11 protein-coding genes are annotated in these 13,227 nt (G+C 40.0%); all 11 read right to left on the reverse strand.

Annotation, left to right across the window (positions count from 1 at the left end; genetic code table 11):
* Positions 1-74: 74 nt before the first annotated feature.
* The 11 genes from ABJK37_RS01530 to phoB all read right to left on the reverse strand — a co-directional run bounded on the left by ABJK37_RS01530 (position 75) and on the right by phoB (position 12,992).
* Positions 75-605 carry a polysaccharide biosynthesis/export family protein gene (locus tag ABJK37_RS01530; protein WP_348349403.1) on the reverse strand — a complete coding sequence of 177 codons (531 nt, stop codon included), beginning with the start codon at positions 603-605 and terminating at the stop codon, positions 75-77.
* Between the two features lie 28 nt (positions 606-633).
* On the reverse strand, positions 634-1,812 hold the full coding sequence (locus ABJK37_RS01535) for an outer membrane beta-barrel protein (RefSeq protein WP_348349405.1): 1,179 nt from the start codon (positions 1,810-1,812) through the stop codon (positions 634-636).
* Complete coding sequence (locus ABJK37_RS01540) at positions 1,809-2,219, reverse strand: 3-phosphoshikimate 1-carboxyvinyltransferase (protein ID WP_348349407.1); 411 nt, start codon at positions 2,217-2,219, stop codon at positions 1,809-1,811. Before ABJK37_RS01540 ends, ABJK37_RS01535 begins: the two co-directional genes overlap by 4 nt.
* A gap of 656 nt (positions 2,220-2,875) precedes the next feature.
* Positions 2,876-5,038 (reverse strand): S9 family peptidase, encoded by a 2,163-nt coding sequence (locus tag ABJK37_RS01545; RefSeq protein WP_348349409.1) that lies wholly within the window; start codon positions 5,036-5,038, stop codon positions 2,876-2,878.
* Between the two features lie 156 nt (positions 5,039-5,194).
* Positions 5,195-6,439, reverse strand: coding sequence for a serine hydrolase (locus ABJK37_RS01550; RefSeq protein WP_348349411.1), 1,245 nt, complete (start codon positions 6,437-6,439; stop codon positions 5,195-5,197).
* Between the two features lie 159 nt (positions 6,440-6,598).
* Entirely contained in the window at positions 6,599-7,786 is a 1,188-nt protein-coding gene (locus ABJK37_RS01555) for an ABC transporter permease (protein WP_348349413.1), read from the reverse strand.
* 2 nt (positions 7,787-7,788) lie between these two features.
* On the reverse strand, positions 7,789-8,946 hold the full coding sequence (locus tag ABJK37_RS01560) for an FtsX-like permease family protein (protein ID WP_348349415.1): 1,158 nt from the start codon (positions 8,944-8,946) through the stop codon (positions 7,789-7,791).
* Positions 8,943-9,641 carry an ABC transporter ATP-binding protein gene (locus tag ABJK37_RS01565; protein WP_348349417.1) on the reverse strand — a complete coding sequence of 233 codons (699 nt, stop codon included), beginning with the start codon at positions 9,639-9,641 and terminating at the stop codon, positions 8,943-8,945. The genes ABJK37_RS01560 and ABJK37_RS01565 overlap by 4 nt, the downstream gene beginning before the upstream one ends.
* A 34-nt stretch (positions 9,642-9,675) precedes the next feature.
* A complete protein-coding gene (locus tag ABJK37_RS01570; RefSeq protein WP_348349419.1) occupies positions 9,676-10,701 on the reverse strand; it encodes an efflux RND transporter periplasmic adaptor subunit in 1,026 nt (341 codons plus the stop codon).
* Between the two features lie 198 nt (positions 10,702-10,899).
* Positions 10,900-12,219 carry a phosphate regulon sensor histidine kinase PhoR gene (gene phoR, locus ABJK37_RS01575; protein WP_348349421.1) on the reverse strand — a complete coding sequence of 440 codons (1,320 nt, stop codon included), beginning with the start codon at positions 12,217-12,219 and terminating at the stop codon, positions 10,900-10,902.
* Positions 12,220-12,302: 83 nt separating this feature from the next.
* Complete coding sequence (phoB, locus tag ABJK37_RS01580; RefSeq protein WP_348349423.1) at positions 12,303-12,992, reverse strand: phosphate regulon transcriptional regulator PhoB; 690 nt, start codon at positions 12,990-12,992, stop codon at positions 12,303-12,305.
* Positions 12,993-13,227: the final 235 nt, after the last annotated feature.

Below are 13,227 nucleotides of genomic sequence, written 5' to 3' on the forward strand. Positions count from 1 at the left end.
TTGAACATTTTCTTGAGGTACCATGCTTACCGCTCCATTACCTTGTTTTATCCTAAAATGACTAAAAATAAGTGCTAAAAAAAGCTTTCCTCAACGGTAATCACATCACCGGGACTGACCACATCACTAATTGTCACTTTTATTCTGTTGGCTCCTTCCATTTCTTTTAACAAATAAATAGAGTTTCGCGATGCCCTTTCAGTAAATCCTCCTGCGATCGTAATCGCTATTTGTACCGTCATATTAGTTCTATACGCATAACTTCCGGGCTTTTTAACTTCTCCATTAATATAAAATGGGCGATATTCAATGATGGATACTGACACACTAGGCTTTTTTAAATAGTCGGCATCGAAAAGTTGGGTTAGCAATACTTCAACTTCTGGCACAGTTTTACCTTTAACTTCAACTTGCCCTAACAGAGGTACGGAAATACGCCCGTCATCTGATATTTTTGCTGATTTAAGTCCTAATTCAGGCTCATTAAAAACGGTAACCGACAACACATCACCGGTTGATAAACGGTAGGTTTGATTATCTTGTGCCATTAAATTAAATGACACCACCAGCAATATACCTAAACACCACTTACTCATAATATTCATTCTTACTCCATTACACTTTGTCAGTCGTTTAATCGAATGACAAAACAACTCCCGCGTTAATTACTTTTGCATCAAATTCATATAATTGTGAACTTGACTCTCTTTCTATCAAATCAAACCCAACATGTAGTTGTAACCAATGTTTGGATTGATATTTAAGCGCCACGCTAATGTCTTGTGATTCATTTTTACGACTCTGGAGATAATTAAAATCATATTCAATATATTGATAACCAACAGATAACTGGGTTCTGTGGGTAAATTCATGCTCTACACTTACGTTAAACTGATTACTCAAATACCCACCAATAGACTGCTCTGCACTTTCTTTCGCAGATCTGCTCGCACCAATTTTAAACAGCGTGTAAGTATTAGGTTTCCAAAACATATCAAGAAAATATGACAAACCTGATAAATCGCTTAATAAATCGTTAGCATAATCGACATCTTGGTAACCAATTTTCAATACACTGCTAGTAATTGCTGTTGCGTTCCACTCAACCCCTGCTAAATACGATTTTTGTTTACTAGAATAATCAAAATTTAGAGTATTTTCGTAATCCAAATTAGCTGCACTAGCTTCTAACAAAATGCGCGTTTTTGGTGCAATCCTATAGAAAAACGTGCCAACGAGTTTGTCACTGCTGTAATCCCGGAATTCTTGGTCGTTGTTATCATACCTCAACTTACTATAGGCATAAGAAGCAACAATTTGACCTTTACTTTGTCTAGCTCCATAGAGCACTTTACCAGACACCCCAGTTCTTGAAACTTGATTAAACTCGCTTAATTGACTAGTCGCAGCATTATTTATGCCGGGTTGCTCAATGTTGTCTCGGTAATTAACGCTAAATTCACTGCTAAGTGAATAGCTATGGTCAAGCTGAGCCTTGGCAGCTATGTCATGGTTTGCGTAGCTTAATCTGCTATTATCTGAAAAATGTTTGTACTCCCCTTTATACAAAAAGCCTATTGCTTGTTTTCCATAAAGTTTATTGTATGCAAGTGTTGGCGCTACAGATGCGATAGTGTCGTCAATTTCATCCGCTGTGCGATAAATGTTACTATCTTGCAGAAGGTTAATCTCAACACTAGGTGTAAAGCCTTGTTCTTGCGATAAAACAGCAAAGGAAGTACTCAACAAACTCAGAAGTAACATTATCACGGGACCAATTTTCGACTTTTTACATCGCCAAATTGTTTTCATTTCCATAAATCCTTAAACCATCCCCATACACCAAAAGAAAATCCTTCTATTAAATCAATGCCCAATGCCGATTTAACTAAATACAAAACTAAAATCCCAAACATTGCGCAAAGTAAAATAAAAAGGCTGGTAAAGAGTGTTAGCGTAAAAGCAGATATGGCTTTTTCACTTCGTGTTAACTCTCGATGGTTACGCCCCATCAAGAACACATAATAAATTTTCGATTTAAAAAATGGCATAGGGAAGGTTCCACGAAAATCGACCTTATGTTTCCCCCATTTACGAGCACCTATTGCCACTTTTAGAGCCATCAATTGATCATCAGAAAAGCTATTGCTTACATTTTCTGGCATTCGGTCAAGCAAATTTTGAATAGCTGTTTCGTTTCTAATCTTTGAATCGCCCACCACACCTCCTTTGCTCACTATTACTTTTGCTACAACCATTTCATATGAATGATTATATTAACTGGATTTTATTTTCCCGACTACAGTTAAGCATAACTTATTATGAATAATCACAAAATCCCTATTACATACTCAAAATAGTATCTAATAGGCAACTAACCCCACTGTTTATAGAGGTTAACAATACAAATATTAAAATCTTGTTAATAAAAAAATAGCTAAATGTATATAGTTAACTTAGTATTTTACGTATAACAGTGAATATGTTGATCCAACTGTGCACTAGAAAGATATAAGGCTGCAAAATCAGTAATTAGTAGTCTGCAGAGAAGAAATGACTCTAGTCTTATTCTGAATACTATTTTTGTTGAAATGCCTTACTTTTGGCTACATAACCAAAGATCTGAGACGCACCAAATTGCGCAAAATATTTACAATTAGGTTAAAGATGCATTGTTGCATTTTAAAGACACCTAATTCATCCAAAGCCGCTATATTGAAATTGTTAGGCAATAAAAATATCTATGGAGTCAACACGAGTTGCAGTATTCTATTAAGGCAGTCTCCCATTGGAGACTATCTTAGACAAAGCTCTTTTTTCAGTGGTCACTTTTTCTTATAGCGTACCAAAATTTATTACAGTGCAATTATATGAGCTACTGCTCAATCCCATGTGCAACAAGAACAAAGGCGTCTTCTTCGGCATAATCTTTTAAACGCCCATATCGGCCGGTATTAGAATAATGCCCTGCTCCCATATTCATGCGCATCAGCAATAAATTTTTGTCGGTTTTGGTGGCGCGCATTTTTGCGGTCCATTTTGCGGGCTCCCAATAGGTCACGCGAGGATCATTCAGGCCACCTGTTACTAACATAGGTGGATACTCTTTGGCTTGAATGTTGTCATAGGGGGAGTAACTTTGCATATATTCAAACACTTCTTTGCTGGCCAAAGGGTTGCCCCATTGACCCCATTCAGGTGGCGTTAACGGCAAAGTTTCATCGAGCATGGTATTCAACACATCAACAAATGGCACGGCAAGGGTGACCGAACGCCATAACTCAGGTGCTTGATTGATAACAGCGCCCATTAACTTACCGCCTGCGCTGCCTCCCTTAATAGATATGTTGCCTTTAGTAGCGTACCCCTTATCAATTAAGTGTTGAGCCACATCAACAAAGTCATTAAAGGTATTGGTTCTTTTATCCAATTTACCATCCAAATACCATTGGTAACCCATTTCATCTCCGCCACGTACATGGGCAATCGCATAGGCAAAACCTCGGTCGAGTAGACTTAAACGAGTCGTAGAAAAACTTGGGGGCATGCCGATACCATAACCACCGTAAGCATATAGGTACAAAGGTTGAGCCCCGTCTTTTTTAAAGCCTTTTTTGTACACTATGCTAACGGGTACTTTAACGCCATCACGGGCGTCAGCCATGATACGCTCAGTGACATATAAATTTTTATCGTAACCAGAAGGGATATTTTTAGCTTTGCGCAAATTTAGCGTTTTAGTGGTCACGTCGTAATCATAGGTGCTATCGGGAGTAATCATGGATTCGTAGTTTATACGCAGTTGTTTTTGTGAAAACTCAGGATTATTCCCTAAACTGACACTGGCGACTTTTTCTGGTAATTCGATTTCATGACTCTTACCTTGATTTGGTAAAATACTGATTGACTCTAATCCTTGAATACTCTGGCCAATGGCCACAAAGTCTTTGAATACTTGTAAGCCTGTAAAATATCGGCTATCTGAACCGGCAAACACTGTCTGCCATTGTTCGTGTTGTATTTGCTGTTCTGGAGCCTTGGCAATTCTGAAATTAACGTGATTATCATTGGTCAACATATAAAAATACCCATTGCCATGATCAACCTCTAATTTAAAGTTTTGCTCTCGGGTATTCAGCATTTTTGGCGTTTGGGTTAAATCGGCCATAGGTAAAACTGACACTTCAGTTCTCTCAGAATCACCGGAGCGCAATACTAAATATTGCTCGCTACTGGTGAGTTCAAACCCTAAGAAAAAGGATTCGTCTTGTTCAGTCACTAACACTTTATCGGAACTTTGTTGTGTTCCCAGTTTGTGTACATTCACACTTAATGGCAGCCATTTATCTTGTCGTAATAAAACATAGATAAGACTTTGGTTGTCTTGGCTAAACTGAACCTCACCCGTCGCATCAGTTAATTCATCGGCAAAGTATTCGTTAGTGGTTAAATTTTTAATTTTGATGGTACTTCGTTCGCTACCATCCGTGTCAACCGAGTATGCAAGGAGTGTATTGTCTTGGCTAATATCCCAATCACCTAAGGAAAAGTATTCGTGCCCTTGTGCTAGCTGGTTTTCATCCAAAAACACCTCTTCAACATCGCTATCTAACTTGCGCCTAACCCAAGTTCTGTATTCCTTTCCAGGTTGAAAATACCAGCGATATTCATATCCGTTTTTTTGCCAAGGCACTGAGGTATCAGTTTCATCCACTCTACCTTTAAATTCCTCAAATAACGTATCAATCAATGGTTTATGCTGCGCTAAAAATTTTCCGTAGTAGTCGTTTTCAGCTTTAAGATAATCAAGCACTGGCTTATCGTTTACTTCAGGGTAATCTTGATCTCTTAGCCAGTGATAATCATCGGTAATGGTTAGCCCGTGATACTGAGCTTGATGAGGTTTTACTTGTGCCTTAGGTGCCGCCACATCTAATTGTGATAGACGGGAGAAAGACTCAGATTTTTTTGTACTGCTGCAAGCGGATAACAAAGACAAAATAATAATTCCTGCGTTTAATTTAAAAAACAACGACATATACCTATTCCTATCAAAACATTAGATGCTAGTGACTTGCGTATCAGAAAGCGCAAAAGTTGCTTTTATTTGCGCTATTCTTCGACTTTTCCTTCATTCCACTATGCCTAGTGGAGTCACTTGTGTTTACCTTATTACGAGCCCCTATTCACTGCTTTATTCTCGCTGTGAGTCTTTGGGAAAATGCTCACTGATGGCCCTAAACATGGCATAATGTTTGGCTTTCCAATTTAGACTTTTATCTGTAAAACGATAGTTAGCTGAGTTTTTCACTATGACTAGCTTTTGGTCGGGATCAATGTAGATATATTGATCATAAATGCCTTGAGCGGCAAATTCGTCATCGGCGCCATCAGGCAGCCACCATTGATACCCATATCCAAAGTTTGAGCTAGATAGCGGGTTGTTTTCCCCTGCCAATAAATGTGGGGCATCAGCCGTGACAGAATCCACCACCCATTGTTTAGGTACAATTTGTGTGGTGTTACCTTGTCTATCTTGCCACTGCCCTAAATTCAGATATAACCAACCTAGCTTTGCGTAATCCCGCAATGATACATTTAAACCACCTAGAGCCAATTCCATATTGTCGTCATCGGCTAACCAAAATGCTGGATGCTCCATGCCAAGGGGCTCCCAAATTTTTTCAGACAAATATTGGCTTAAACTTTGCCCTGTCGCTCGAGTTAACACCATACCCAGCACTTGTGTATCTATGCTCACGTAGTGATGAAACGTACCTGGGGTTCTTTCTCGAACAAGAGATGCCGAGAACTCGTCTAAAGAAGTGCCAAATGCAGTGGCTCGAGAAAATCGGTTAATATCAGAATTAAAATCGCCATAGTCTTCATTAAATCCAACCCCTGAAGACATTTGTAATACGTTTTTAATACTGACACCTTCGTAGCCACTGCCCACTAACTCTGGTACATAGTCAGTGACAGCTTCTTCGATACTGGTGACATACCCCTCTTTAATTGCTATCCCCATCAAGGCCGAAACAAAAGATTTAGCCACCGAAAATGAAATATGTTGCTTACCTTCTCCATGGCCCAACCAATAGTTTTCATACAAGATTGTTCCTTCCTTTAACACTAATAACCCTGTCGTTTGCGTGTCATCAAGAAACTCGGTTAAAGACTTGGATTGGCCTTCATAATTAAAACTTTCAGGAAGAGATTTGGGTTCTTCAGGGAATTCAAACGTAGCGCTACTAGCTGGAATAACCGTTGAATTAAACGACTCATACATAGATAAAAAATTATGAGCAATTTTATCTTCATCGTATAAGGTCACGGCTGTATACAAACGAATAAGATTTTTTTGATAGATAACCAATAACACTAACACTACAATCGAAAAGCCAAGGCCGATGCCTTTTAAACTTAGTTTTTTTATCATTTTTTACTTCCCTTTTGTACGGCGCCAAAATACGACATAAGGCTATCACCTTAAATGAGACTGAAATAAAAAACCATCGTAACGTACACAAAACCAAAAAAGCCGAGTATTGACTACTCGGCTTTTTATTAGAGCCTGATTTTAGTTAAATGAATTCATTCACCTAGCAGATTGAAACGCCACTATCACTGGCACTCTTGCGGCGCGCCAAGCGGGAAATACCCCACTAATAAACCCAATAATTAAAGCCAAAGTGATACCTTGCACAAACAGTTCAGAGGTAAGTTGAAAACTAAATACGACTTGGGTAAAACTGCCCCCTAAAGTAGATGCATTCATACCATCAAAAAATATAAATGCGGCTAGCGCCCCCACTAGGCTCCCGATTACCGCTAACGTCATGGCTTCAACCATAGTGCCAACAAAAGCCGACATAGAACTAAAACCAATGGCGCGCAATGTGGCTATTTCCATGGACCTATCGGAAACTGAGGTATACATAGTATTGAGTGCGCCCGCTAACGCCCCAAGCGCCATAATGGAGCTTATCACCCAACCAAAAATTGCCATATATTCAAGGCTTTTACCTTGAGTAGCAAAATAGGCGGATTCTGTTTGTACCTCATGCGTCAGCCTTGGTTCTGATTTTAGGTAATCATTGATGGCCGTAAGGTCATCAGATGACCCAATCCTTGCTCTCACTGTTTGATAGGAGCTACCGCGGTTATACAAGTTTTGAATCACCTTAGCATCGGCCCATAACTCACTTTCAAACACATTGCCGCCCGTAGAGAACACCCCGACTACTTTCCAGGTATATTTGCCAAAACGGATTTCCTGCCCCAGGTCAAAACCATCGAACTCACGTAATATGCCCGCACCAACAATTAACTCGTCTGTTCCGGGTGTAAACATTCGTCCTGCGGTTAACGTGAAGCCATTTCGCATATCCACGCCTCGCTGACTTAGACCTCGAAGAGGAATGTTAGCTTCTTGTTGTGTGCTTTTCTTTACCCCGTCTACTATCACGTATAACTCAGGTGAGACTAACGGCCCTTGTTCGTCTTTGAGAATACCTGGCGCGTTTTCGATTAAATTAACCTGATCCCTTGAAGCAGAACTGTTTAACTCAGCGGCAGATCCAGTACGCATAAAAAAAGCAACATTATCTGATCCTGCACTTTGCATGGTGGCTTCAAAGCCTTTAGCCATAGCTAAAAACGCTAGTAAAATTGCGACCACCACTGCGCTGGCAAAAACCATCGCAAGTGACATCCATAACCGTCTAGGCAGGCTACGAATATTCATCACTATGACAGCGGTACTTTGTGACATTAGATTACTCATAATTAGCCCCTATTAAATGCAGTAATAATATTGAGTTTCAAGGCGCTAATAGCCGGTGCAATGCCCGTTATTAACCCTAGTAGCAGCATGTATCCTAACGCTTGAAGCAGAATATTTTGGTCCAACACTAAATTAGGCAAGAACCTAGCTAAGTTTTCTGACGCGCCTTGTATTAACAAGTAAGCCCCGCCTAATCCTAATAGCCCACCTAAAAATGCCAACAAACAAGACTCGATTAGAACCATTTTAAAGATGCGTATCGATGCAAAACCTAGTGTTTTTAACACTGCAATCTCGGCCGTTCGCTCTCTTATCGCTAAAACCATAGTGTTGCCCACTACTATTAAAATCGTAAAAAATGCCATAAACACTACGCCAAAAATAATCAGTCCAATGTTGCCTATTTGTTCTATAAAGGCTTTATTAAACGCTTGCTCGGTGCTGGTATCGGTTTCGGCATTGGAATTGGCGAAATTATTATCAATGGCCTTGGCAACGGTTTCGTTCATTGATGCGTCTTCTGTGGTTAGAATTAACCAACCTATGCTGTCGCCCCCCCAAGATTGGGTTTCTTTGAAATATTTGTAATGAAACAACAGATAACTGGTATCAGTTTTTTGCTCTGCTCCTTTAAATATGCCTTCGATGACAAAGTCCCAAGTTTGGCCTCCATCTTTGTGAGAGAATATATTCGATGAAAGTGGAATGCGGTCGCCTACCTTCCAACCATTAGCTAAAGCAATACGCTCACCAACCAATATGCTTGCTTGATTGTTCAGCCATGCTTTGCGCTGCTCGGGTTCTATCACTAACTCGGGATAAACGGCTAAGTAACTTTCTGGCTCAACTGCAAAGGTCACGACCTGATTCGCGGGCTCTTGGTAATAACCACCAAACCAGTTTGCATGGGTTACCTGTTTGACTCCTTCGATGGCCTGAGTTTTATTCACATAGGAATAGGGCAAGGGATTGGTAAAATTGGTTTTATGTACCACAACCAACCGGTTGTCGGCGGACATTTCAACCCCAGAATTTAAGGCGCCACGAAGTGCCATAATGGCCCCAAAAATAAGAAACGCGATAAAGATGGCAAAGGTAGTGAGAAACAACCGCATCTTTTTTCGGGTTAAGTTTTTGTAGACTAAATACAAGTCTTTCATGCGGGCAACTCCTCAGCTGTGACGAACTCGCCTTTGTTCAGATGAACAGTTTGTTTGGCAAATTTGGCTGCCGAAGGATCGTGGGTCACCATAACAATGGTTTTGCCAAACTCTTCATTGAGAAGCTGTAGCGTCTGTAGAATTTCATCGGCGGTTTGTCTGTCTAAGTCACCTGTTGGTTCATCGCAAAGTAGAAATTTAGGATCAGATACAACCGCTCTAGCAATAGCGACACGTTGCTGCTGTCCACCTGACATTTCACTTGGCATGTGGTCTGCTCTATCACTTAAGCCAACTAGCTCTAAGGCTACTTTGACTTGTTTTTGTCTCTCGCTGCGGCTTAGGTTGGTCAATAACAATGGTAGTTCAACGTTTCGAGCCGCATTTAGCATGGGCATTAAATTGTAGAATTGAAAAATAAATCCAATGTTATTGGCCCGCCATTTTGCCAATTGGCTTTCACTAAGGTTATCGATACGCTGTCCATCGAAGGTGATTTGCCCTTCTGTGGGTTGATCTACACCACCGAGTAAATTAAGCAGGGTCGTTTTTCCTGATCCCGAAGGACCCATAATGGCTAAAAAGTCTCCTTCTTTAATTTGCATATTTAAATCCTGAAAAATACTGATCGTTTCCTTACCTTTAGTGAATCGCTTTGCTACTTGATTTAATTCAAATAAATTTTGATTACTCATTTTCGTATCCTTTATTTCTGTCGCAATTGGCAAACTAATTGTCTTTCATAAACCCGACTTTGACGCCCATTTCTGGGAGTATTCTGGGGTCTTGTAATTCTATTTTGATTCTAACTTGTACTGTTGCTTTCGCTCTGTCGGCGGTGGGTATGGTCGCGATAACAGAAGCTGGTATCGGCCAATCAGGATAAGCGTCTAAGGTGGCATTCACTTTTTGACCGGGGTACACCCGTCCAATAAATGATTCGTTTACGTCCACTTCTATTTCCAAAGAGTTCATATCCACTATGGTGCAAATACCTGTACGAGTGAATCCTCCCCCCGCCGATGAGGGTGCGACTATTTCACCGGGTTGTGCATTTTTTTGTGTCACTACACCGCTAAATGGCGCTCTTATGGTGTGATCTTCGAGTCGCTCTTGTTGCCTACGAATTTCTACCTTGGCGACTTTTAAATCGGCTTCAGCACTTTCTAAATTGGCTAACAAACTTTGCTGTTGGGCGAATCCTCGGGTGCGTTCTGCTTCACTTGAGTAAGGGTTATTCAGAGTCCGCTGGTAATTGATTTTTGCTTCTTCTAGATTAACGAGAATCGCTTTTCGTCTAGCATCTAAGACATCTAACTGCGCCTGAGCGTAATCGAGATTGACTTCAGCTAAATTACTATCGAGGGTCGCCAGTATTTGACCTTCCTCTACATTCATACCTTCTTCTACATTAACTTGGGTAATCAACCCCATTACTTCAGAAGAAACGGTAGCCATACGCCTTGCAGTGATATAGCCGGAGGAATTTAAGATAGTGTCACTTGGTTGTATTTCTGGGGAAACTGCCTCTGTTACCGTTGTAGACTCAGCTTGAACCTTATTAGGTTGAATCTCTGATTGATTCTGTTGCAAACCTGATTGCTCAGGCACAAAATAACTGAGAGTAATCCAAATGGACAAAGCACAACAAACAACCAGTAGCAGTACAACTTTCCAAGTCTTTGTAGTGGTGTTTTGCTGTATTTGATTTCTGTCTAACTTAAGTTGCTGCAATAACTCACTTTTATCCGTCACCCTAACCTCTGTATCATTTAGTATTTATATTGCCAACACTGCCTCTTAAAACAAAAGCCTAAGAGATGTTTTAACAATCATGGCATATAAATTTAAAAAATGAATAGGTCAAAAGTCATAACGATAAGATCACGGGCACTGTAAAAAGCGAACCTGTTAATCGTGTGAGGTTAAGCGGATTTGATGCTTAGGGGATAATTAAGAATTCGTGTTTTTTTCAACTATATAGGTCTGTTCAGGTGAAAAACTACAGGAGAAAGTTGAGCCTTTACCCAACTTACTGTGAATATTTAACAAAGAATTATGATGTGACAGCACGTGCTTAACGATAGACAAACCTAAACCTGAGCCACCGGTAGTTCTCGAACGCGCTTTGTCTACGCGATAAAACCGCTCGGTCAAACGTTCAATATGCTCTGAGGCAATACCATAACCATTATCTTTTACGCTAAATTTGACCTGCTTACCTTCTAAAGTCCATTTGACTTCGATCACCCCGCCGTTGGGCGTATAGTTAATTGCATTAAAAATCAGATTTGAGAACGCACTACGAAGTTCAGTTTCAATACCGTATACGTACAAAATAGGTGAGATATCAAAAAATATTTTGTGCTTCTTCTCTCTATTTAGGGCATCTGCCTCGACCTGAATTTGCCACAACAATTGCGGAACATTGACCAGTTTTTCAAAGGCTCTTTCAGTACTGGCCTCAATACGAGATAACACCAATAACTCTTCAATTAAACTTTGCATTCGTACCGACTGAGAGCGCATTTCAGAAATGGCTTTTTTCATCATAGGCTCGGGCATGTCACCATTTTCAGGCAACATTTCTAAATATCCATTGATAACGGTTAGCGGGGTTTTTAGTTCATGGGAGACATTTGCTACAAAATTCTTGCGCATTTTTTCTATTTGAGTCAGACGCGTAACATCACGAATGACAACCATCAGATTCTCGTCTTCATAGGGCACCATTCTAAACTCCAAAACTTTATTTGGATTGATTGGTGACATGATCTCTATGGGTTGCTCAAAACGGTTGGCATGATAAAAGGTAATAAACTGCTTATCATTGATACGCTCGTATATTTTCTTTCCCATATCCTCAGGCCAACTTAGACCTAATTCAATGCGAGCGAGTCGATTACACCAAGTAATCTCAGCCGTTTTATCAATTATAATTGCCGCGTCGGGTAGTGCTTCTGAGCCCTGCCGAAAACGGCGAATTATTTCACCTAATGCTTTACGTTTATCACGACTTCTTAAATTAGAGCTATAAATACCCTGATATATATTGGACCAAATCCCCCTCACAATAGGTGGAGAAATTTTCTTACTATGCCATAACCAATGGTTAAGCTTGTAAAGGCGCCAATAATGCCAACCTAGCAAACAAAACGCACCAATCAACAAGGCAAGGAGTAACTGATTAAAATATAAGCCAAGCAAGGTGCAAGACGTCAGAAAAATCATGACTCTAACAAAACTTTTCAACCATGGATAAGCGCTTTGCATTAGGGTATTACTCCTCTTTGACTGATTAACCTATCCATTGACCCAAGCCATAACATGGCTGCATATTACTTAGCCTACTATTTCTAAACTTTACTAGAAAACCGATACCCAGCACCGCGAACGGTTTGAATCATATTATCATGGGCATACTCAGACAAGGCTTTACGTAACCTTCTAATGTGCACGTCTACGGTTCTGTCTTCGACATACACGTTGGTACCCCACACATTATCAAGTAGCTGTTCACGACTATAAACTCGTTCTGCATGGGTCATAAAAAAATGTAGAAGTTTAAATTCAGTAGGCCCCATATCAATAGGTGTTTCGTTAGACGTAACACGATGTGAAAGCGGATCAAGTTTTAAACCTTGATAATCAATCGCATCTTCGCTCGAAGTAGGCGATACACGCCTGATCACAGCTTTGACTCGGGCGACTAATTCTTTGGGTGAAAACGGCTTAGTGACATAATCATCAGCGCCTGCTTCCAAACCCCGAATTTTGTCTTCTTCCTCACCTCTAGCAGTTAACATAATGATTGGTATGTCTCGCGCATATTCGTGTTGCTTAAGTTTTTTCGCTAATTGCACACCCGTTCCACCTGGCAACATCCAGTCCAATAAAATCAAATCAGGATAAGGCTCTACAATTTTTTCAAGTGCTATTTGAAAATCTTCGGCCTCAACGGTTTCATAACCAGACTGTTCTAATACAAATTTCAACATGTCACGGATGGGAGCTTCATCTTCCACCAGTAAAATACGTTTTGCCATTTTTATGTTCCTTGCTACACCAACAACGCCCTAGATTATTCAGATTTTGTGTGACACTTTTATTACGGTCAGCATTTTAGCTAACATTTAGTCTATAAAAACAACATTTTATTAGTTTAATAAGCTAGATAGCTAATTTTGAACAAAGTATCAAAACACATTGTTGATCAACCTTTTAGTCCCATGTCTTGTTTATTTTTTTTATTCCGCATATTCTTTGTATTCTTTAGTGTGT

The organism is Paraglaciecola sp., from assembly GCF_039964565.1.
Classification (GTDB): domain Bacteria; phylum Pseudomonadota; class Gammaproteobacteria; order Enterobacterales; family Alteromonadaceae; genus Paraglaciecola.